The following is a 21,597-nucleotide window of genomic DNA, read 5'->3' on the forward strand; positions in this document are numbered from 1 at the left end:
TCATTCCCTTCTATGCCAAATTATATATGCAAACTTGATAAAAATGATTTAAATAAAATTGTACTTATCTAAGATTTTATCGCAAAATTCGCATTAATAGGAGTTTCTACAGGTTTATTGGTTTCAGCAATAATATTTTTCTTAATTAATTTTCACAAACAAAATATATCAAATGATATTGCAGTATGGGCTCAATTCGGTGATTATTTTAGTGGTGTTTTAAATCCAATTTTAGCAATCATAAATATATGTGTATTTGTGATGTTAACCTTAACAATCCAAAAAATTACAGATGAAAATAATAACACAAATTTAGAAACAAGTAAAAAAATCGCTCTTATGAGCTTAAAGCATGAAGAACTTAAACACTTTAAAGAAGTAATGGATAAAAACCTTTTACACTGGAGTGAAAATCCAAAGCATATAGATAGCATAAAAAAAGTACTTTATGGTTATAATGTTTTAGAATATAGAATACTTTTTCTATTTCCAGAATTAAGAGATTCTTCAAAAAATGCAAAATTGAGGGAATTACTTGTTGAATCATTGAACTTTTACCAAAAAGGGGATTCTGAAATAGGCTTCACTTACCATATTCCCCTCAGTAATTTTTATAGTATGCTCGTATCTGAAATGGGAAAATGGACAATAAGTTAAATTTGGTATTTACTACAAACTTTTCTTAAACTTCAAATTTGCAATAAGTCGTAAAGCTAAATAATATCTTTTTTCCGTTCCGTAAGAGTCTCCTAAAAGGGACTCTTACGGAATTGGACTTGAGCAAACCTAAGAATTTAATACAAAACAGAAAACGGAACAAAATCAGTGGATTATCAATGGTTTATAGGTAAACATTTTCAAATCAAAACTCACCCAGCCTGAAAACATCGCATACTAATACTTCCCATTTCGAGACCTTCATAAGTATATTTTATTTCTTCTTTTGGGTTAATCAAACCAACGCTATAAACCATCGGTAAATAATGGTCAATAGAAGGATGAGCCAATGAACTAATATTACCAAAAGTCTTGAAATCAGCCAAGTCGGCAAATTTACCTTCATTGAGTTTATTTGCTACAATTGCATCAAATTCTACTGCCCAATCGAAAGGTTTAGGGTTCGTTTCGTTCCAGCGTAATTGTCGGAGATTATGCACAATATTACCACTTGAAAGTATCAAAACGCCCTTATTTCTAAGGTTTTGCAATTCTTTTGCCAATTCAAAGTGATATTGAGCTGGTTTTGAATAATCAATACTCATCTGAAAAGTAGGAATATCGGCAGCAGGATAAATATGGCGAAGCACCGACCATGCACCGTGGTCGAGTCCCATTTGGTGTTCTTCCAAAATCCCGATTGATTTTACTTCACTGATTACTTCTTTGGCAAATTCAGGCGAACCTTTCGGCTCATATTTTACTTTGTATAATTCCTCAGGAAAACCACCAAAATCATAAATAGTTTTCGGAAATGGATTCACCGAAACATACGTTTTATTCATCGTCAGCCAATGAGCTGAAATTACCAAAATCGCTTTGGGGCGTTCGATGTTTTTACCCAACAAAGCTAAACTATCAGTAAAAGCATTATCGGCAAGTGCATTCATCGGACTCCCATGCCCAATAAACACAACAGGCATTTTATTAGATTTCGGAAAATTATCTGATATATTTTTTAGTTCGTGTAAGTTCATTTTAATATATACAATTACATTATATGTTTATACAACTAAATTATATTGAATAGAGTTCCACAAGAATTATTTTTTTATCTAACTTCATGGCTCAATTTTAAACTCCATCTAAAATGAATAATTTTTTTTTGCAAGCGGGCTCGCTTTTAGGAGCAATTGGTGTAATGGTTGGTGCGTTTGGAGCTCATGCTCTCAAGCCGATGCTCGTGGCGAGTGGGCGATTTGAAACTTTTGAAACAGCTGTCAGATATCAATTTTACCATGCTTTAGCATTGGTTTTGGTGGGTATTTTGGCAAAAGAGTTTACTGCCAAAACCTTAAATTATAGTGGCTATTGTTTTTTAGTGGGAACCTTGATTTTTAGCGGCTCATTATATCTGATTTGTTTTACAGGAATAACCACATTCGGAGCAATTGCACCGATTGGCGGTACATTATTGGTTGTAGCTTGGTTGTTGCTATTTTGGACAGTTTTGAAGCGTTAATGTGCCAAAACCAACTTTAAACTTAATTCTACCACTTCTCCCATGTTTTGGCAGTCTAAAAAGAGTGTGTTATCATAATGTCGAGCCAAATCTTTTTTCAGGCTTTCAAGGTTGTAAGGAAGTGAAAGTGTATCTTTTTTCATGGTTTCAATCAAATCATGTATTCTGCCTTTCTCTTCTCTTAATCGATTAGCGATTAATGTTCGTTCTTCAGCTTGGTATTGATTTACTGATTCGGGAGTGAGCGATTGCATTCCCATCTGAATCAAGGGGTTATTTTGTTTGAAAAACTGAGGCATATACACCGACTTACTTGCTTCATAAGATTGTTGGTCGAAATCAATGGCACGTAGTCGATAATGAAAATCTTCAAAATCGGGCGTAATAATAATTACAAAATTTGACGAGTGCATATCTCCCAATAATCTTACAAAGCATCTTTCGTTGAATTTAATAAACTCTTTTGCCAAACGAATAGGATTTAAGTTGATATCATTCAAGTGGTTATTCATAAATTGGTCGGCAGGAATACCCGCAATGTGCTCCTCAACCAAAGTATCTTCGTGCGTACAATAACTTATGACGTTGGGAGAAAGCAGATGCTCCAACTCAAGCCCATAAATTCGTGAAGCATCGGCTTGTTTGATATAAAAATAATCGTGATTGTCGTTTATTTTATTGACAATTCTGATGCGAAAAGGGCGAGTATTGGCATAGGTACAAGTATCGACTCTATCAACAACCAAATGTTTGATGACAGATGCGTCTCCATCGGTTTTGAGGTCGGCATATAGAATTTTGAGAGCTTCATAAATTTCGTGTAAATCGCCTTGCGGATACATCACAGTTTCCCAAAGAGTATCTTTCCCTTTTTTGTCATAAAGCGGAAACGCATTGTCATAACGAAGCAAATCGCTATATTTAATGGGCAAATCCTTCTCTCGACCATATTTGCTAAGGTATTTACGCAAGCGAGGTGAAATTTTAAACGGTATTTTCTTTTTCGTGATAAGAGCCATTACATTTCCGATTACAAATATGCTAATTGAGTGTAGCTGAGCTTAAAAATGCAATTTTTAAGCTATTAAACATAAAGCAAGAAAAAACAATTAGAACTCCATGCAAAGTAGTCATTCCTTTAGAATTTTACGAAAAAAAATACATAAGTTTTTATTGTTTTATGTAAAAACATTCAATAAAAAACTAACTTTGCCGTTAATAAACCTAAACTATTAATTCTAAAATAATTAAGATTCCCATGGAACAGATGCAAGAAAGAAGAAGTAATACGGCAATGACAGCTGGACTCGTACTGGCGTGTGCTTTAGCAGCCCTTTTCGGCTTCCTTTATTTTAATGCTCGTCAAGATATTGATGCTAAAAATGTTGATATTACATCAAAAACAAAGGAGCTACTTATTACAAATACTAAACTTGACTCAATTTCGGCTCAATTAGATGCTAAAATAGCAGAAATTTCATCTTTAGGTGGTCAAGTAGAAGACTTAGAGGCGTTGAAAGCACAATTAGAGAAAGATAAGAAAAATTTAGTAAACTCTAAAAATGTAAGCATTAGAGATTATGAAACTAAAATTAAAGGCTACGAAGCGGCTTTGACTGCAAAAGATGTAGAAATTGCAAAACTGAGAGAAGAAAATGCTCAATTGAGTACTGAAGTGAAAACATTGGGTAGCGAAAATACTAATCTCAAAACCGATGTATCAGTTTTAAAAACTGACAAGCAAGCCCTTGCTGATTCGGTTTATTCGACGAGTGTTAAGAACAAAGCATTGGCTGAAAAAGTAACGCTTGCCGCAGCCTTGAAAGCAATGAATGTGAATGTAAATGCTATCAATTCTCGTGGTAAAGAACGTGAAGGTGGCGAATATAAAGCCAAACGTGTAGAAAAAGTTAAAATCTCTTTCAAATTATTGGAAAACCCATTAACCAAGAAAGAAGATAAAGTGATTTATATGCGTATGCTTGACCCACAGGGCAATGCCATTTCTGACATGGCAACTGGCTCAGGTGCGTTTATGTTTGGCGGTAAAGAAATGGTTTATACTGCAAAACAATCAGTAACATATGATAATTCTGGTCAAAATGTTGACTTTATTTATTCTCGTGGTGCCAACTACACAAAAGGGAAATATATAATTGAGCTTTATTCAGAAGGATTCAGCATTGGTCGTGGTACTTTTGATGTGAAATAATAGAAGTTTTCAGTAAAAATAAAAGGAAAAGCCCTTGCAGTATTGCTGCAAGGGCTTTTCCTTTTATGCAAATCGATGGTTTACGAAACTCATAAGCCATAAATTTGTGAACCGAAAACTGTTAATTGCAAAATATTACTGATAGTTATTTCGGCAATTTTACAAACATATCCTTGCGGTTTTCTTCAGGATTTTCTGATTCATGAAGCTGCAATATTTGGGTTTCTAATTGTCGGAATGAGCGTTTGGCATTGGCCGATGCTTCGACTGGAATTGCCACTCCAGTAATTACTTCCAATGCTCTCTTTAGTAAAGTTTCCGACTCATCACCCCAATCTTTGAAAGGGTAAATATTATCCGAAACAACGTAATTGGGCGTAAAACCTGATTTAGTTCCGTAGTTCGATTCTCCTTTAGAGTTGTTTGTTTTCAACACAATTGGTTGGAATCCCCATGTCCAACGGGCAGGGTTGTTGTCATCTTTGATGGTGATTGAACCCACATTTTTTCCATAAGTGTTTTGTCCGATAATAATTACGTCCATGTAAGGTCGTAAACTATTGATTATCAACTCACTTGCCGAAGCTGTGCCATTTGAAGTAAGCACAACAAGGCGATTAAGCATACCCAAATTATTGGGCTGATTACTAAATTTGGTTGGATTAACTACACTGGGATACTTTTTTGCTACGTTTGCATTCCATTCATCTTGGTGAATAACATTATTGGTATTTAAGTTTTTTACAATGAGCGATGAAAGTAAATCAGCAGAAGCAATTGAGCCACCACCATTCATTCTTAAATCTAATACCAATTCATTCACTCCTTTTGATTTTAATTCGCCAAAAACAGTTTTTAATTTAGTATCATAAGCAGCCAAAAACGAAGTATAAACCAAATAGCCTATCTTTTTATCGCCTTTTTCAATCACTTTCCAAAAATGTACTGGGTCGGTTTGAACTACTGCTTTCGTAGCTTTTAGTGTTTTTCCTGATAAAACGAATGCTCCATTTTTCAATTCACCAAGACCAAATGTCGCAGTTTCATTATTGGCAATTATTGTTGTATAATTATCTTTATTAATTTGAGTGCCATTGACAGTCAAAATAATGTCACCCCTCTTTATTCCGGCTTTAGCGGCTGGACTATCTAGCGTAACATTTGAAATAAAAAATACAATATCAGTTTGCGTATTATCCAAATAAACTGCTGTTCGTGAAAAACCAAATGCGGTACTTATGCCACTTAATGAGTTTGTAAGATCAGTTACATTTTCACGAATCCATGAAAAACGATCAATATTTGGATAGTCGTTTAGTATTGAGTAAAAATAATATTTTTTAATATCATCATCTCCATCTTTTCCTGTAACTAATGTCAAATTGGTTTTGGATTTTTCGGGCAATAAATCAGACCAAAGATACCATTCTTTCATTTGATCATAAACCCAACTATTGGCAGCTTCGTTGGGATTTGTGGTAGTTGAATTAGTGGTAGTTTTAGTTGTTGTTGTTGGGTTTAATGTTTCTTTTTTACAAGCAACAAAAATCCATGATACGAACAGTGTGAATACTACAATTCTTAAATTTTTCATATTTAGCTCTCTTAATTTATACGTATAAAAACGTAAAATATAAACGTTTAGTTTTGTAAAATGTTATATTTCAGTATTTTTTATTGAAATGTTACCCATTTAGGATCTCTACCAAATTTGCTTTTATGTTTTTTACAATCGTATCTAATGCCAAATCGTTATTATCTGTGCCGAAAGGTTCTTCTATTTCTTCTGCCATAATTTCGATACCCGCAAAAGCATAAAATACCAAAGTGACAATCGGGATTGACCAAAATTTAAAATCCAAAACCACAGTAAGTGGCATTGTAAAGACATATATAAAAATCATTTTTTTAATAAAAATGTTATAAGAAACAGGAATTGGCGTGTTTTTTATTCGCTCGCAAGCCCCAAGATTATCGGCAAAAGACGACAATTCGTTATTCAAAATAATCAATTGCTCGGCATTGATTATACCTTCTTTGTGTAGTTTATTAATTTCTCGGTACATAGCTTGCCCAATTCTATTCGGAATATGCTTAATGCCAGCATAATACGCTTCATTATAAATAGTAGTTTGCTCTAAAGTATGGGCATTTATTCTTCCTCTGAGATGGTCTTTTACAGCTTGCACATAATTCCCAATCAAAATCCTGAGAGTCTCTTTAGCTTCATGTTGTTGGGGCAGAAAAGCATCAAGTTTCAATGCAAAATTTCGGGAATTATTAGTAAAGCTCCCCCAAATTTTTCTACCTTCCCACCATCGGTCATAAGCTGTATTTGTTCGAAAAACCAATAATAATGATAGTACAAAGCCTATCAATGAATGAATTGTTAACGGATTTTTGATTGGAACATAATGCAAAATATTGTTTTCAACATAAGCAAATATTGCCGTATAAGCAGCTAAACCAAGCATGGCAGGCAAAAGTTTGCGAAAGGTATCGGCTTTGTGGAAGTAAAAAATAAACTTCCACCAATTATGAGGGTTATAATCAATCATAAGATTTATATGGGACGATTTTTAAATCGCCGAGGGTTTAGTCAGTTGTAAATCGAATGGCAAAGATAGGCTTTTTTCAAAAAAATAATATAGGCAATAATAAGATTGGTTGATAATCAGTTGATTTCTTTTAACACGATATTTTTTCAAAAAAAATCAAGTATTTTTGGCATAATGCTTGTATCTTCGTGCAAAAACCATAGAATGTATGAAAAAAAACCTTTACTTAATTCGTCATGCTGCTGCCGAAGACGGTGGAAATTCGCCCATGTTTCGAGATTTTGACCGAGATCTTACCTCAACTGGTATTATTGAAGCGGCTCGGATGGGGAAGTTTTTAGCAGAAAAAAACACCAAGTTTGATTTGATTGTGAGCAGTACAGCCGAACGTGCGAAATCAACTGCTAAGATTTTTGCAGAGCAATTGCACTACGAAGCTGATGCAATTGTGTTAGACGAAAATATGTATGGTGGAGGTCCAAGAATATATTTAGCGGCGGTCAATCAATTAGATGAAACTATAACTAACGTTGCGATTTTTGGGCATAATCCTGATGTGACCTTTTTCTCAGAATACCTGACTCGAGCTGATATTGGTGGAACAATGGACACCTCGGCGGTCATTATTTTAGCATTTGAAGATGTAAAATGGTCAGAGATTTCAAATAATATGGGAGAATTTATATCCCATTATTCTCCCAAAGCTATTAATTCGCAAAACGATTAAAAATGTCAAAGAATACTTCTGATAATCGAAATCGTACAATTTTTAGGATAATAATTTTTATTTTCTTGGCAATTGTGATTTATTTTCTTTACGATTTATCTCGTCAAACCACTGCCCCATGGAATAAGAAAAAGCAGTTGGAGAGAGCTTTGTAATGTATGACTAAAATGTAAAATCGCTACTATCAGTAAATTAGATGGTTTTTTGCTATTTCCACAATATATTTTTTTAAACCCTAAATAAAAAAATGCAGTAATTTTCTATCTTTGAGAAAATTACTGCACGACCCCAAAAACTCCAAAAAACCATGATCCGCAAGAATCATGGGCACTACTTATTAAAAATCTTCACAAAGTTATTTATCAACCAGTTTTCTTCTGACTTTATCAATGCAGTGAGTGTCGAATCGGAAAATACGCTTACTTTACTAATTTCATTTACAATTTTTAAGAATTCTTCTTTTTCTGCTGTGTCAGGCTTAATTGCTTCTTTCAATTCTTCCATTGCATCAATCAGTGGTGTAATTTCTCTTCGTCGTCGTTCTTTAGCAATTTGCTTGGCAACTTTCCAAATGTCTTTCTCAGCTATGAAATACTCCTTACGTTCGCCAGGAAGGAGTTGTTTGTAAATCAAGCCCCAATCCATCAAATCTCGCAAGTTCATGTTTACATTTCCCCTCGAAATTTGCAAGTCAGCCATAATTTCATCGGCATTCATACTCTTAGGCGAAAGCAATAGCAATGCGTGTATCTGTGCCATCGTGCGGTTAATACCCCACTGAGTGGCAAGCGTACCCCACGTATGGATAAACTTATCTTTTGCTTCTTTTAATTCCATTACTAACATCTTTATTTTTACTTTTATATAGTGGCACGCAAGCGTATTTGTACCCCAAAGTAAAATAACCTTTTTGAATTTTCAAAATATTCTGAAAGTTTTTTATAAAATATTTTTTTAGAATTTATAAAAGAAGTGCAAAATGTAACTATTTGATTAATAGTTGTTTACAGATGTAAGCATTTTTTTGTACTGAAAAAAAAAACTGTTAAAAAAGATTTGAATAGCCTTGAAAATTCAAAAAGCCTTGAAATAGTGACAAATTTCAAGGCTTTTTGATGAGTGTTTTACCTATTAACGTTCTATTTCAAACGAGATTTTACAGTTGATTCTGTACTCAACTATTGTTCCATCTTCAACAATTGCACTCTGATTGCTGATGTTAATAGAGCGGATACCTCTCACTGATTTTGAGGCTTCACTTACTGCATTTGCGGCGGCATCTTCCCAACTCTTTGGAGAACTTGCCAAAATTTCGATAACTTTTAAGACCATGATCTTTCTTGGATTTATGTTGAAATTACAAATTTTACGATTTTTTTATCAAAAAGTAACGCATTTTTACTTAAATGTCATTTTTGTAGCTATAGATTCAATTTCTTTTACTTATTTCGTGGCATATAAACCTTAACAAATAATGTTTTCAGCTCAAACTTATATCGAAAGACGAAGTGCCCTCAAGCGTAGCGTAGGAAGTGGTGTCATTTTAATCATGGGTAACGAAGAGGCTCCCATGAATTACCACGATAATACCTATCGTTATCGTCAGGATAGTAATTTTTTATATTTCTTTGGCATTAGTCACGCAGGAATTTCAGCCGTTATTGATATAGATTCGGGCGAAGAAATTATCTTCGGACATGAATTTTCGATGGACGATATTATTTGGGTTGGGCCTCAGCCAACGCTTGCCGAACAAGCTCGCAGAGTGGGCGTTTATCGCACCGAAGAACCAAATAAATTGCCCGAAAGACTCAAAAAAGCCTCAAAAGTGCATTTTACGCCTCCGTATCGCTTCGATAATATGATTATGATGAGCGAGTGGCTAAATATTCCAACTTCACAATTGAAAGAAAAGGCCTCGGTTGAACTCATAAAAGCGATTGTGGCTTTGCGTTCGATAAAATCTGATGAGGAAATTGTGCAGATGGAACACGCCGTAAATATTACTCGTGAAATGCACATCGAAGCAATGCAAAAAACTAAGGCTGGTAAAAAAGAATACGAAATCGTAGCGGCGATACACGCAAAAGCTTTGGAAGGCGGTGGGAATTTGGCGTATGGAACTATATTTAGTATCAACGGACAAACTTTGCACAATCATTATCATGGCAATACTTTGACCGATGGGCGATTGGTTATTAATGATTCTGGAGCCGAAAATGCGATGTTTTATGCGGGAGATATTACTCGTACGATTCCAGTAAGTAAGGGTTTTACTGAAAAACAAAAAGAGATTTACAATTTGGTCTTGAAAATGGAAACAGAGTCGATTGTAGCTCTCAGACCAGGTATTCAGTACCGAGAGATTCATCTTTTGGCTAATAAAATTATGCTTGAAGGCATGAGGGATTTAGGTTTTCTGAATGGAAACGTAGACGAAATGCTCGCCGAAGGAGTACAAGGGCTTTTTATGCCGCATGGTTTGGGTCACGCCATTGGACTTGATGTGCATGATATGGAAGATTTGGGTGAAAAATATGTAGGGTATCGAGAAGGTTTAGAACGAAGCACACAATTAGGCTTGAAATCGCTCCGAATGGCGAAGGAATTGGAAGCAGGATTTGTACTGACAGTTGAGCCTGGCATTTATTTTATTCCTGAATTAATTGATAAATGGAAATCAGAAAATAAGTTTATAAACTTTATAAATTATTCAAAATTAGATACTTACCGAGATTTTGGAGGAGTCAGAATTGAAGATAATTGCTTGATTACACCAACAGGTAGCAAAACTTTAGGAAACCCAATTCCGAAGACCGTTGAGGAAGTGGAGGCTTTGAGAGGGTGAGATTATAGAGCCGTTGTCTGTGTCCTCACAGACAACGGCTGTAGCATCAATTTTTAATTTGGGAATAAATATATCAAACAAGTCAATTTGTCGAGAAAATAGCAGGAATTATATATTCATTATTAATGAAATGAAATTAGCTTATATATTTGCGATTGATAACATTTAATATTAGACCTATTTAAAATTATGACAAAATTAATCATCTCATTTCATCTTATTTTGGTATTCATTTTAGCTTATTTTAATGATAAAACAGAAAAAAATACTTCAACTTCGAACATCACGATTTGCCATTCAATAGTTGAGGATTTCGCAGAAAATACTCCTGACGACTCTACCAAAGCATATTCGATGCCTTTGCTTGCCCAAACACCCAAAGGTGAAGTAATGCTTTCGTGGACAGAAAAAGATGCTAAAGGAATGACTTTGTTTTGCCTTGCTTTTTCAAAAGACAAAGGCAAAACTTTCGCTGATAAGAAAATAATTTTTTCAGGAAATGGCATCGCAAACAGTCGCATGATGCGTGCCAAAGTGCTTGCTAAAAAAGATGGAAGTTTGATTGCTGTTTTTCTAAAATCAGATGCTCCCCAAGGTGGACGTGGCGGTGGACGCTCGGCAAATATCGTTTATTGTGTATCGAAAGATGCAGGCTCTACTTGGACTGCTCCTATTTCGGTAGATGCTGACCCAAAACAAGGCATTATGCGTGGTTTTTTTAATGCCGTTGTGATGTCGAATGATGAAATTGCAGTTGTTTATTTGAAAGATGTAGAAAATAGTGCCAAACATGAGGAAAGAAATTTACGCCTGGTAATTACAAAAAATGGGGCTTTTTTGCCCGAAAGAATTATTGACCCTGTGGTGTGTGATTGTTGCCCAATAAATATGCTGATTGATGCCGACGGTGCTTTGAATGTCGTTTACCGTGATAATAATGACGACATCAGAGATATGGCAAAAATGACTTCGACAGATAATGCCGTAACATTCTCAAAATCACAGATTTTGCATGACGATAAATGGAAAATCAATGGTTGTCCGCACAGTGGGGCTGTTTCGAGTACCTTTGGTAAAAGTGCATTATTTGCGTGGTTTTCTGGCACCGAAAAAGAAACAGGCATCAGATTGGTTACAAAAGAAGGCAAACAGCTTTTTGTTTTGTCAGATGCCTCAGCAAAAAACCCTTATTTGATTGATTCAAAAACTTCATCTTTGATGCTGTGGGAGCAAAATACTGGCGAAAATAATGTTTCTAAAATTGCTTACAGAAAAATAACTAACGGAAAAGTTTCTGAAACTATTTGGCTTGATGGCTCATCAAATGCAACAAATTTGGTAGCACTAAGTATAGAAGTCGAACAGCATAATCAAGCACTTGTGGCTTATGAAGTGAAGCAAGCCAATAATAGAAATACAATAAAAATCAGTACGATTAATCTATAAAAAAATCGGCATCTTTCATTTTGCCTAAAAAGTAGTTGACACTTTACAATCTCAAAATGTCATTCTGGAAGAATCCGTTTGCATCGAAAAAAGTTCTTTTTGCTACATTTGAGTGCTTTTTCCAGCAACTTACTAACGGTTTCTTTCGGGTATACCCAGTCAGAATGACAAAAAAAAAGTGTAAACTATAAAATGAAGGATGCCAAAAAATCATTTAATTTCCTCTTTTTTTAACGGATATTGTAAAAAATAAAACGGTTCGCCGTAGCGGTTCCATATTTTGCACTAAATTCCTTATTTTCTTTCCTCAAATTTCTCTTAAATAGTTCATTATTTCTCGAAAAATTTGAGTCGCTAAATGAAAAATTTATCACAAACTATTGGTACTTTTTTTCTTACAACATCCCTTAAAACAATTAATTTTGTGTTAAATCTCAACAAACTGTTTGATATGCAAAGATTTCTCTTTTTTTTCGTTTTCTTATTTATTTTTCAGGATAATATCGCTCAAGTAAATTCCGAAAATCTTCCGTTGTTAGTTAAAAATACCTCAGAAAAAATTAAACTTGATGGCATTTTAGATGAACAAGCATGGCAAAATGCCGAAAAATTACCTACTTTTTGGGAGTTTTTTCCGAAAGATAGCGTTAAAGCAAAATATCAAACCGAGGTTTTATTGACCTATGACGAGAAAAATATTTATATAGGTGCTAAAATGTATTCACCAGGTAATGTTTACATTACACCTTCCTTTCGTCGTGACTTTAGAGCGGGCGGAAATGATAATATAAGTTTTGTGTTCGATACTTTCAATGACAAAACCAATAGTTTTCTGTTTGGAATGAATCCTTACGGAGTAATGCGTGAGGCTTTGTTGTATAATGGCGGTACGACAAATGAGTATCTTAATATGTTTTGGGACAACAAATGGAATGGGGTCTCAAAAATGTATGATGGTTATTGGATTTGTGAGTTAGCGATTCCTCTCACAACGTTACGTTTTAAAGAAGGAAGCACACAGTGGAATTTTAAGGCTTATCGCTTTGATACGCAATCCAATGAACAGTCAACTTTGGTGAGGATTCCACGAAATCAAATTCTCATGAATTTGGGTTATTCGATGCCAATTGCTTTTGAAAAACCACTAAAAAAATCAGGGGCAAATATTTCATTGATTCCGTATTTATCGGCTGGAAGTACCCATGATTTTGAAAATCTGAAAAACCTCGCCGCAGGAAATAAAATAAACTTTGGTGGAGATGCCAAAATAGGAATTACCTCTGGTTTGAACTTGGATTTAACTGTAAATCCTGATTTTTCAAATGTTGAAGCTGACCGCCAAGTAGTAAATTTGACACGTTTTGATGTTAATTTTCCCGAACAAAGACAGTTTTTCTTGGAAAATTCAGACCTTTTTACGGGTTTTGGTAGCTATAACACGAATCCCTTTGTGCCACCCTCTGGCACACTCGGACCAGGAGCTGGAAACCAGCTTGTTAGTCCATTTTTCTCTCGACAAATCGGAATTAGTCTTGATACTGCAACAGGAACAAATGTGCAGAATCGAATTTTATACGGTGCAAGAATCAGTGGAAAAATTGACGATAATTGGCGAGTAGGTTTGCTAAATACTCAAACCGCTGCCGACGATTTTAAAGGTACGCCAAGTATGAATTATTCGGTGGCTGCTTTGCAACGAAAAGTATTTGGTCGCTCAAATGTTGCTTTTATTTTTGCTAATAAACAAGTTTTGGGTAAAGAGCTTGCTCAAGGTATTCATGCTTATAATCGGGTGGCGGGTTTGGAATATAATTTAGCTTCAAAAGATAATCGTTGGAGTGGAAAGGTGTTTTATCACCAAGTTTTTAGTCCGATTATAGTTGATGAAAAGTTTGCTCATGGTTTTATGCTCAATTATAGTGTCAAAAAATTCATTGCCAAATGGTCGCATGATTGGGTAGGGAAGGGCTTCGATGCCGAAGTGGGTTTTGTGCCGAGAAAGAACTTTTTTCATATTAATCCAACGATTGGCTTTAATCATTTTCCAAATGGTCATGTCATCAATCGTGTGAGTTATGGTGTGGCTTATGACCAATTTAATCAGCCAGGTTTGGGCGTAACCGACCGCCAAGCTGGACCATTTTTGTTGTTAGGTTTCCAAAACTCCTCCAATTTTTTAATGACAATCAATCAAAATTATACTTATCTTTTTAATAATTTTGATGCTTTGCGTAGCAATAAATCGCTTCCATCGCTTAAAAAAGGGTCGAGTTATACGTACTATAATTTCTCGGCAAATTATGTTTCAGACCAACGAAAAAAACTTGCTATCTTTTTTCAGCCCCTCATCGGGCAGTATTTTGATGGAAATATCGTGAGTTTAGTCGGAAATGCTTCTTATCGTTTTCAGCCTTATGGTTTTTTGTCGGTTAATTTTAGTTATAATAACCTCAAACTTTCGACAGGGAAAAATCAGGTATATTTGGTTGGCCCAAAACTGGATTTGACATTCACGAAAAGCATTTTTTGGACAACATTCGTGCAGTATAATAGTCAGTTCAAAAACCTTAATGTCAATTCTCGTCTTCAATGGCGTTTTGCTCCTGTGTCTGATTTTTTCTTGGTTTATACCGATAATTATAATTCAGAATCTTGGATGCCTAAAAATAGAGCGATTCTGGCAAAAGTTACTTACTGGCTGAATTTATAAATAAAATGTGGCTTTTGAAATATGAATAATTAGCTTTGTTCAACCTTAGCACTCGACCTTTGTTCTTCTATGAAAAACTTAACAATCGCATTTTCACTGGTTTCAAACCTCTCTTTCGCTCAAGCAATTAATTATGACGAGTCGAAAATACCACCATATACTTTACCCGATGTAACGACGGCGGTCGATGGACAAAAAATAAGAACTGTAAAGCAATGGGAAGCCAATCGCCCTGCTTTATTGAAATTATTTGCAGAGAATGTTTATGGAACTACGCCAAAATTGACTTTTAAGCAACATTTTGTAGTAACCAAGACGAAAGATGTTTTCGGAGGCAAAGCGATTCAGAAACAGATTTCTATTTTCTTTGATGATTACCCGACTCTGAGTCCGATTAATATTTTGCTTTATGTGCCAAAAGGAGTCAAAAATCCACCCATTTTTATGGGTTTAAATTTTGAAGGAAATCATTCTTTAATTCTTGATACCGATATTCCGATTACAAAAAATTGGATGCTCGAATACAAAAAAGATTCTACGAGAGTAAAAAACCACCAAGCATTAGAAGGCTCGAGAGGCACTGCAGGCATAGAAACTTGGCCTTTTGAAAAGATAATTTCGGCAGGATTTGCCGTAGCAACTGCCTATTGTGGCGATATCGAACCCGATTATGCCGAAGGTTGGAAAACGAGTCTCAGAGGCGTAATTGGCAGCCGAGATACAAATACTTGGGGAGCAATGGGAGCTTGGGCTTGGGGACTAAGCAGAATGTTGGATTATGTGCAGAGCGACAAAGATATTGATGGCAAAAAAGCAATTGTAGTCGGACATTCGAGGTTAGGAAAAGCGGCTTTTTGGGCAGCCGCTCAAGATACTCGCTTTGCTGCCTATATCTCGAATGAGTCGGGTGAAGGTGGAGCGGCTTTGGCAAGGCGTTGGTATGGCGAAACGGTGGAGATTATCAATACAAAATTTCCTCATTGGTTTAGCGATAAATTCAAAACATACAACCAAAATGTAAATGCATTGCCTATTGACCAACACCAATTAGTTGCTTTGATTGCTCCACGTCCCATCTACATATCGAGTGCCGAAGAAGACCAATGGTCTGACCCAACGGGCGAGTTTTTATCGCTCAAAAATGCCAAACCCGTGTATCAATTGTATAGCAAAAAAACTTTTGCTGAAGAAGCCAGACCGCCTGTTGACCAGCCAATTGGCTCGCATATTCGCTATCATTATCGCTCAGGAAAACACAACATGACAGTCTACGATTGGGAACAATATTTGAAATTTGCTGCGGAGGTTGTGAGGTGAAAGATAAAAATAGAACGCAGATTTAGCGGATTTTTATGATGATGTATGATTTTGAATTTATCATAAAAGCATAATATTCTGCGTTCTATATTTCACTTTAGAACTTCGGCACAAAACCCATATTCCACCAAATAAAGGCGTAAATATCTGCCGTTGATTCGAGATTTTTCTTGGTATTACTTGCTCCGTGACCAGAGTTGGTATCAATTCTAATCAATAAAGGGTTTTTGCTGCTTTTTGCCCCTTTTTCTTGTAAAGTTGCTGCATATTTAAACGAGTGAGCAGGCACAACTCTATCATCATGGTCGGCAGTTGTGATGAGCGTTGCAGGATAATTGATTCCTTCTTTGATATTATGCAATGGCGAATATGCATATTGTGACTTAAACTCCTCTGCATTATCTGACGTGCCATAATCGGCAATCCAATTCCAACCAATCGTAAATTTCTGGAAACGCAACATATCCATTACGCCTACTTGTGGAATAGCAACTTTTGCTAAATCAGGTCTTTGGTTGATAACTGCACCAACCAATAGTCCACCATTTGAGCCACCACGAAGAGCCAAATGAGCATTGTCGCAATATTTTTGAGCAATCAAATATTCTCCTGCCGCAATAAAATCATCGAAAACGTTCTGTTTTTTGAGTTTCATGCCTTGTTCGTGCCATTTTTCGCCATATTCGCCACCCCCACGCAAATTTGCCGAAGCATAAACGCCTCCTTGCTCCAAAAATGGAATCAACAGCGGACTAAATGCAGGATTCATATTTATATTAAATCCACCGTAGCCGTACAACAAAGTTGGGTTTTGTCCATCAAGTTTCAATCCTTTTTTATAAACAATAAACATCGGAATTTTTGTGCCGTCTTTGCTTGTATAAAATATTTGCTTCGTCTCAAAATCGGTGGCTTTAAAATCAACCTCTGGTGACCGAAAAACGCTACTTTTCTTAGTAGCAATATCGTATCTGAAAATAGTAGGAGGGTAGTTAAAAGTACTGAATGTATAGAATATAAATTTATCGTCACTTTCACCACCAAAGCCACCAGCCGAGCCTAAGCTTGGTAATTGCACTTCATTTTCGAGTTTTCCATTCAAATCATAGACGTATGCACGAGTGGTAACATCTTTCAAATAAGTAGCAAACATTTTTCCGCCAGCAGTACCAACACCTTGCAAAGGCTCAGGTTTTTCGGGTAGAATACATGTCCATTTTCCAGTTGCAATATCATATTTTTCTACTTTATCGTTGGGAGCGTTTTTGTTGGTTTTGATTAAAAAAGCTTGTCCAACATTGTCAATTACACCGTAACTAAAATCTGTAATTTCGGAAACGATTGACTTAAATTCTTTTTGACCCAACTCCCTGAAATACAGTGCATTACCATCTTTGCCTTTACCTCTGTCGCTGATATTTAAGAAAGAAAACTTCTCATCTTCGGTCGTGTAAACACCATTGAAACGTTGTGGATTTGCTTTGTCTTCAAACACCAGTTCGTCGGATTCTTGACTACTGCCTACTTTATGAAAAAACACTTGGTGGTTTTCATTTTTGGCTGCCAAAGCACTGCCATCAGGTTTCGGATAACGACTATAATAAAAGCCATTGCCTTGCCACGAAATACCCGAAACTTTCACCCATTCGAGTTTTTCGCTCAAATTTTGCTTGGTTGCCAAGTCCATAATCACAATATCTTGCCAATCAGACCCGCCTTTTGAAAGAGCCATTGCACTATATTTTCCATCTTTCGACAATACAAATTGCACTAATCGTGTCGTTCCATCGGTCGAAAGTTTGTTTGGGTCAATAACTAATTCGGGTGTACCAGTTAATCCTTTTTGGCGATAAAGTACCGATTGGTTTTGTAAACCATCATTTTTATAGTAATAAAACCATTCACCTTTGCGTGAAGGAGAGGAGTATTTGGCATAATTAAAGATTTTCTCTAATCTTTTCTGTAAATCGGCTCGATAAGGAATTTTTTCTAAATAAGTGTTCGTAACAACATTTTGTTGTTTTACCCATTCTGCCGTTTCCGCCGAACGGTCGTCTTCAAGCCAACGATATGGGTCGGCTACTGCGGTGCCATGATAATTATCGGTGTGGTCGATTTTTTTTGTTGTTGGATAATTGTACTGAGCCATTGCTAAAATAGGAAGTAAAAGAAAAATGAATACTTTTTTCATAGTTTGAGATGATTTTAAGGTTTTACAAAGGGGCTAATGGTACGTCTGAACGAATGGTTAAGAGATAAAAAGTGCTAAATATGTAAACAAGACTTATCACCATAAGGTTATTACAAAATGAGAGAGTTTTATTAACTTAGCGAATCTTTCGGTAAAAAAAAACTAAAACAAATGTACGGAATAAAATCTTTTGAAATAAGGAAAATAAGTTCAAAAAATAGCATTACCATGCCCGATTTGGTTGTAATCGAAGAACCTTTAGAAATACGTTTGGGTCATGGTGAAGCCTATAATCGTCAGCAAAAAAATATTTTTGTAACGATGCGTACGCCCACAGGACACGATTTTGAATTGGCTTTAGGATTTCTATTTTCCGAAAACATTGTTACAACCTTTCAGGATATACTTTCAATTCATTATTGTAAAGATGCTGGAACGCAAGAGCAACAAAATATTGTCAGAGTAGAACTAAAACCCGAAGTTTTCTTTGATTTCCAACGCTTTGAACGTAATTTTTATGCAACTTCGAGTTGTGGTATTTGTGGAAAAGCATCAATTGAATCCATTCAGATACAATGTTCAATTTTACCCAAAAATGATTGTCGAGTTACAGCAGAATTTATTCAAAGTTTGCCTAAAATATTAAACGAAAAACAGATATTTTTCCAACACACAGGCGGACTTCATGCAGCAGCAATTTTTTCTCCTACACGAGGTGGAACTGAGGGTAAGCTTGTTCTTCTACGTGAAGATATTGGTCGTCATAATGCTCTTGACAAAGTAATTGGTGCAGCATTTCAGCAAGATCTTTTGCCATTTACAGGTTCAGTCTTGTTAATGAGTAGCCGAGCGAGTTTTGAATTGATTCAAAAAGCGGCAATGGCAAGAATTTCAATAATGGCTTGTATGGGTTCACCCTCAAGTTTAGCCATCGAAACAGCACGTGAATTAGGGTTGACATTGATTGGTTTTTTGCGTGAAGAAACCTTTAATATTTATTCGGGAGAAGAACGAATAATTGCTTAATTTTATTTGTCTAAAATTCAAAGAAATGCCAAAAATAAACCCTCAATCACTTACTAATATTACAGGAATTGAAACTTCAAAACCTGCCAAGGAAGCAGCAGGGTTTACAGCGGTTTATTTTTCTATGAAGCACGTTTTTGGTGCAATGCCATTGAAAAGAGGTATTAAAGCTTTGCTCAATCTCAATAAAAAAGGTGGAGTTGATTGTCCAAGTTGTGCATGGCCCGACCCTGACGGCGAACGCTCAAAAATAGCCGAATACTGCGAAAATGGAGCAAAAGCTATTGCCGAAGAGGCAACTACCCGTAAAGTTACGCCCGTATTTTTCCAGAAATATTCGGTTGCCGACCTTTCACAAAAGTCAGATTATTGGCTCGGTCAGCAAGGGCGTTTGGCACAACCTTTAGTTTTGCGTGAAGGGCAAACAAACTACGAAAAAATTTCGTGGGAAGAATCATTTAAACTAGTAGCTGTACATCTCAATAGTTTAACTTCGCCAGATGAAGCAATTTTTTATACATCAGGCAGAACAAGCAACGAAGCAGCCTTTTTATACCAATTATTTGTCCGAATGTATGGAACCAATAATATGCCTGATTGCTCAAATATGTGCCATGAATCGAGTGGCTCAGCCTTGGGCGAAACTTTAGGTTTTGGAAAGGGATCGGTAAAATTAGAGGATTTTGAAAAAGCAGAAGTTATTATGATTTTAGGTCAGAATCCAGGCACAAATCACCCCAGAATGTTGTCTGCCTTGGAAAATGCCAAGCGTTTGGGTGCTAAAATCATTTCTATCAATCCTTTGATTGAAGCAGGTTTACTCAAATTTAAACATCCACAAAAAGTTCAAGATGTGATTTTTGGTGGCGAAAAATTGACCGATATTTACTTGCAAATTCGTATCAATGGAGACTTGGCTTTACTAAAAGCAATGAATAAGATTTTGCTCGAAACTGAAAAACAAATAGGCAATGTTTTTGACAAAGATTTTATAGAAAATAATACAGAAGGCTACGAAAACTATATAAAAAACCTTGAAAATGAAAATTTAGAACAACTTTCAGATACTTGTGGCATTTTATTGAGTGAAATCAGAGCCGCAACAGAATTATTGATTCAGCATAAAAAAATTATTGTCTGTTGGGCAATGGGACTTACTCAACACAAAAATTCGGTAGCTACGATTCGAGAAGTTGTCAATCTTTTATTGCTTAAAGGAAGCATTGGCATTGAAGGTGGAGGTACTTGTCCTGTGCGTGGACACTCCAATGTGCAAGGTGATCGCACGATGGGGATTTATGAAAGACCGAAAGATGAATTCCTAGATAAACTTCAAGATGTTTTCGGTTTTAAACCACCTCGTAAGCATGGATTCGATACTGTAGAGGCAATTAAGGCGATGTCAGAGAGAAAAGCAAAAGTTTTTTTTGCTATGGGCGGAAATTTTCTTTCAGCAACACCCGATACAGAATTTACGGCTAAGGCTTTGCAAAATTGTGATTTGACCGTTCATGTTTCAACAAAACTCAACCGTAGCCACTTAATTCATGGAAAAACGGCTCTGATTTTGCCATGTTTAGGCAGAACAGACGTCGACTTACAAACTTCTGGCGAGCAGTTCGTAACAGTCGAAGATTCGATGGGCGTTGTACATAGCAGTCAGGGAGTGCTAAAGCCAATTTCTGAATATCTGTTGAGCGAGCCAGCTATTGTTGCAGGCATTGCAAAAGGTACCTTGAAAAATCAAAATTTGGATTGGGAAAACCTTATTTCAAACTATGATAATATCAGAAATCTAATTGAAAAATCTATTTCAGGATTTGAGAATTATAATAAAAAAGTTAGAATTGCGGGTGGTTTTTATTTACCAAATGCTCTTCGTGAACAAAAATTTTCGACAGACACAAACAATGCAAAGTTTTCGGTCAATGAATTAGAAAGCATTCAACTACTTGATAATCAATATATTATGATGACGATTCGTAGCCATGACCAGTTCAATACTACCATTTATGGCTTAGACGATCGTTATCGAGGAATATATAATGAGCGAAGAATAATTATGATGAATGAAGTGGATATTTTGGAAGCAAATCTGCAAAAATACCAAGTTGTAAATCTCTACAATCATTTTGGTGGGATAGAGCGAATGGCTGAGAAATTTATTGTAGTGCCTTATAATATTCCCCGAAAATGTGTGGCTACTTATTTTCCAGAAACTAACGTTTTAGTACCGATTAATAGTTTTGCCGATGTCAGCAAAACGCCAACTTCCAAGTCGGTGGTGATTACGATTTCGGCAGTTTTGGTAGAAGGGAAAATGATTATTGCAAAAAATAAATAAATATAAACCACAGATATTTAAGATTGTAAGCATTGTTAT

General features: G+C 35.8%; 18 protein-coding genes. 11 read left to right on the forward strand and 7 right to left on the reverse strand.

The genetic code is table 11. The features are described 5' to 3' along the window. Positions 1 to 117: 117 nt before the first annotated feature. On the forward strand, positions 118 to 657 hold the full coding sequence (locus tag ACH2CJ_RS10095; RefSeq protein WP_394992579.1) for a hypothetical protein: 540 nt from the start codon (positions 118 to 120) through the stop codon (positions 655 to 657). A gap of 212 nt (positions 658 to 869) precedes the next feature. Here the strand turns inward: ACH2CJ_RS10095 and ygiD are convergent, their stop codons facing one another. After that, positions 870 to 1,694, reverse strand: coding sequence for a 4,5-DOPA dioxygenase extradiol (gene ygiD / locus ACH2CJ_RS10100; protein ID WP_394992581.1), 825 nt, complete (start codon positions 1,692 to 1,694; stop codon positions 870 to 872). A 113-nt stretch (positions 1,695 to 1,807) separates the two neighbouring features. On the opposite strand from ygiD, the gene ACH2CJ_RS10105 reads away from it, so the two are divergent. Then, complete coding sequence (locus ACH2CJ_RS10105) at positions 1,808 to 2,179, forward strand: DUF423 domain-containing protein (RefSeq protein WP_394992583.1); 372 nt, start codon at positions 1,808 to 1,810, stop codon at positions 2,177 to 2,179. Here ACH2CJ_RS10105 and ACH2CJ_RS10110 read toward each other — a convergent pair. Then, complete coding sequence (locus ACH2CJ_RS10110) at positions 2,176 to 3,198, reverse strand: hypothetical protein (protein ID WP_394992585.1); 1,023 nt, start codon at positions 3,196 to 3,198, stop codon at positions 2,176 to 2,178. The genes ACH2CJ_RS10105 and ACH2CJ_RS10110 overlap by 4 nt on opposite strands. A 239-nt stretch (positions 3,199 to 3,437) precedes the next feature. On the opposite strand from ACH2CJ_RS10110, the gene ACH2CJ_RS10115 reads away from it, so the two are divergent. Further along, a complete protein-coding gene (locus ACH2CJ_RS10115) occupies positions 3,438 to 4,391 on the forward strand; it encodes a hypothetical protein (protein ID WP_394992587.1) in 954 nt (317 codons plus the stop codon). A 145-nt stretch (positions 4,392 to 4,536) separates the two neighbouring features. Here ACH2CJ_RS10115 and ACH2CJ_RS10120 read toward each other — a convergent pair whose 3' ends face one another. Together ACH2CJ_RS10120 and ACH2CJ_RS10125 are read right to left on the reverse strand one after the other, a co-directional pair. Beyond that, the gene (locus tag ACH2CJ_RS10120) at positions 4,537 to 5,985 is read right to left on the reverse strand and encodes a S41 family peptidase (protein WP_394992588.1); all 1,449 of its coding nucleotides are present in this window, start codon (positions 5,983 to 5,985) and stop codon (positions 4,537 to 4,539) included. A 91-nt stretch (positions 5,986 to 6,076) separates the two neighbouring features. Further along, complete coding sequence (locus ACH2CJ_RS10125; RefSeq protein WP_394992590.1) at positions 6,077 to 6,949, reverse strand: bestrophin family protein; 873 nt, start codon at positions 6,947 to 6,949, stop codon at positions 6,077 to 6,079. Positions 6,950 to 7,157: 208 nt separating this feature from the next. On the opposite strand from ACH2CJ_RS10125, the gene ACH2CJ_RS10130 reads away from it, so the two are divergent. Continuing rightward, positions 7,158 to 7,676, forward strand: a complete 519-nt coding sequence (locus ACH2CJ_RS10130) for a SixA phosphatase family protein (RefSeq protein WP_394992592.1) — start codon at positions 7,158 to 7,160, stop codon at positions 7,674 to 7,676. 2 nt (positions 7,677 to 7,678) lie between these two features. Next, positions 7,679 to 7,831, forward strand: a complete 153-nt coding sequence (locus tag ACH2CJ_RS10135) for a hypothetical protein (RefSeq protein ID WP_394992594.1) — start codon at positions 7,679 to 7,681, stop codon at positions 7,829 to 7,831. Between the two features lie 175 nt (positions 7,832 to 8,006). Here ACH2CJ_RS10135 and ACH2CJ_RS10140 read toward each other — a convergent pair whose 3' ends face one another. After that, positions 8,007 to 8,513: a GbsR/MarR family transcriptional regulator gene (locus tag ACH2CJ_RS10140; RefSeq protein WP_394992596.1), complete on the reverse strand. Its 507-nt coding sequence runs from the start codon at positions 8,511 to 8,513 to the stop codon at positions 8,007 to 8,009. A 294-nt stretch (positions 8,514 to 8,807) separates the two neighbouring features. Continuing rightward, the gene (locus ACH2CJ_RS10145; protein ID WP_394992597.1) at positions 8,808 to 9,008 is read right to left on the reverse strand and encodes a dodecin family protein; all 201 of its coding nucleotides are present in this window, start codon (positions 9,006 to 9,008) and stop codon (positions 8,808 to 8,810) included. Positions 9,009 to 9,150: 142 nt separating this feature from the next. On the opposite strand from ACH2CJ_RS10145, the gene ACH2CJ_RS10150 reads away from it, so the two are divergent. From ACH2CJ_RS10150 to ACH2CJ_RS10165, 4 genes are all read left to right on the forward strand, one after another. After that, a complete protein-coding gene (locus tag ACH2CJ_RS10150) occupies positions 9,151 to 10,524 on the forward strand; it encodes an aminopeptidase P family protein (RefSeq protein WP_394992598.1) in 1,374 nt (457 codons plus the stop codon). A 189-nt stretch (positions 10,525 to 10,713) separates the two neighbouring features. Beyond that, on the forward strand, positions 10,714 to 11,970 hold the full coding sequence (locus tag ACH2CJ_RS10155) for a sialidase family protein (protein WP_394992600.1): 1,257 nt from the start codon (positions 10,714 to 10,716) through the stop codon (positions 11,968 to 11,970). Between the two features lie 451 nt (positions 11,971 to 12,421). Further along, on the forward strand, positions 12,422 to 14,680 hold the full coding sequence (locus tag ACH2CJ_RS10160) for a DUF5916 domain-containing protein (RefSeq protein ID WP_394992602.1): 2,259 nt from the start codon (positions 12,422 to 12,424) through the stop codon (positions 14,678 to 14,680). A 69-nt stretch (positions 14,681 to 14,749) separates the two neighbouring features. Continuing rightward, positions 14,750 to 15,997: an alpha/beta hydrolase family protein gene (locus tag ACH2CJ_RS10165; protein WP_394992603.1), complete on the forward strand. Its 1,248-nt coding sequence runs from the start codon at positions 14,750 to 14,752 to the stop codon at positions 15,995 to 15,997. 97 nt (positions 15,998 to 16,094) lie between these two features. Here ACH2CJ_RS10165 and ACH2CJ_RS10170 read toward each other — a convergent pair whose 3' ends face one another. Further along, complete coding sequence (locus ACH2CJ_RS10170) at positions 16,095 to 18,188, reverse strand: prolyl oligopeptidase family protein (RefSeq protein WP_394992605.1); 2,094 nt, start codon at positions 18,186 to 18,188, stop codon at positions 16,095 to 16,097. Between the two features lie 171 nt (positions 18,189 to 18,359). Between ACH2CJ_RS10170 and fdhD the strand changes: the two genes are divergently transcribed. After that, complete coding sequence (gene fdhD, locus ACH2CJ_RS10175) at positions 18,360 to 19,214, forward strand: formate dehydrogenase accessory sulfurtransferase FdhD (protein ID WP_394992607.1); 855 nt, start codon at positions 18,360 to 18,362, stop codon at positions 19,212 to 19,214. Between the two features lie 25 nt (positions 19,215 to 19,239). Further along, positions 19,240 to 21,558 (forward strand): FdhF/YdeP family oxidoreductase, encoded by a 2,319-nt coding sequence (locus ACH2CJ_RS10180; protein WP_394992609.1) that lies wholly within the window; start codon positions 19,240 to 19,242, stop codon positions 21,556 to 21,558. Positions 21,559 to 21,597 lie beyond the last annotated feature (39 nt).

The sequence above is a fragment of the Emticicia sp. genome, from assembly GCF_043780375.1.
Classification (GTDB): Bacteria; Bacteroidota; Bacteroidia; order Cytophagales; family Spirosomataceae; genus Emticicia.

What these genes read in the sequence shown, in the direction of transcription:
- ygiD (WP_394992581.1), bottom strand. Translation starts at nt 1,694, where the DNA reads ATGAACTTACACGAACTAAAAAATATATCAGATAATTTTCCGAAATCT.
- ACH2CJ_RS10105 (WP_394992583.1), top strand. Translation starts at nt 1,808, where the DNA reads ATGAATAATTTTTTTTTGCAAGCGGGCTCGCTTTTAGGAGCAATTGGT.
- ACH2CJ_RS10110 (WP_394992585.1), bottom strand. Translation starts at nt 3,198, where the DNA reads ATGGCTCTTATCACGAAAAAGAAAATACCGTTTAAAATTTCACCTCGC.
- ACH2CJ_RS10115 (WP_394992587.1), top strand. Translation starts at nt 3,438, where the DNA reads ATGGAACAGATGCAAGAAAGAAGAAGTAATACGGCAATGACAGCTGGA.
- ACH2CJ_RS10120 (WP_394992588.1), bottom strand. Translation starts at nt 5,985, where the DNA reads ATGAAAAATTTAAGAATTGTAGTATTCACACTGTTCGTATCATGGATT.
- ACH2CJ_RS10125 (WP_394992590.1), bottom strand. Translation starts at nt 6,949, where the DNA reads ATGATTGATTATAACCCTCATAATTGGTGGAAGTTTATTTTTTACTTC.
- ACH2CJ_RS10130 (WP_394992592.1), top strand. Translation starts at nt 7,158, where the DNA reads ATGAAAAAAAACCTTTACTTAATTCGTCATGCTGCTGCCGAAGACGGT.
- ACH2CJ_RS10135 (WP_394992594.1), top strand. Translation starts at nt 7,679, where the DNA reads ATGTCAAAGAATACTTCTGATAATCGAAATCGTACAATTTTTAGGATA.
- ACH2CJ_RS10140 (WP_394992596.1), bottom strand. Translation starts at nt 8,513, where the DNA reads ATGGAATTAAAAGAAGCAAAAGATAAGTTTATCCATACGTGGGGTACG.
- ACH2CJ_RS10145 (WP_394992597.1), bottom strand. Translation starts at nt 9,008, where the DNA reads ATGGTCTTAAAAGTTATCGAAATTTTGGCAAGTTCTCCAAAGAGTTGG.
- ACH2CJ_RS10150 (WP_394992598.1), top strand. Translation starts at nt 9,151, where the DNA reads ATGTTTTCAGCTCAAACTTATATCGAAAGACGAAGTGCCCTCAAGCGT.
- ACH2CJ_RS10155 (WP_394992600.1), top strand. Translation starts at nt 10,714, where the DNA reads ATGACAAAATTAATCATCTCATTTCATCTTATTTTGGTATTCATTTTA.
- ACH2CJ_RS10160 (WP_394992602.1), top strand. Translation starts at nt 12,422, where the DNA reads ATGCAAAGATTTCTCTTTTTTTTCGTTTTCTTATTTATTTTTCAGGAT.
- ACH2CJ_RS10165 (WP_394992603.1), top strand. Translation starts at nt 14,750, where the DNA reads ATGAAAAACTTAACAATCGCATTTTCACTGGTTTCAAACCTCTCTTTC.
- ACH2CJ_RS10170 (WP_394992605.1), bottom strand. Translation starts at nt 18,188, where the DNA reads ATGAAAAAAGTATTCATTTTTCTTTTACTTCCTATTTTAGCAATGGCT.
- fdhD (WP_394992607.1), top strand. Translation starts at nt 18,360, where the DNA reads ATGTACGGAATAAAATCTTTTGAAATAAGGAAAATAAGTTCAAAAAAT.
- ACH2CJ_RS10180 (WP_394992609.1), top strand. Translation starts at nt 19,240, where the DNA reads ATGCCAAAAATAAACCCTCAATCACTTACTAATATTACAGGAATTGAA.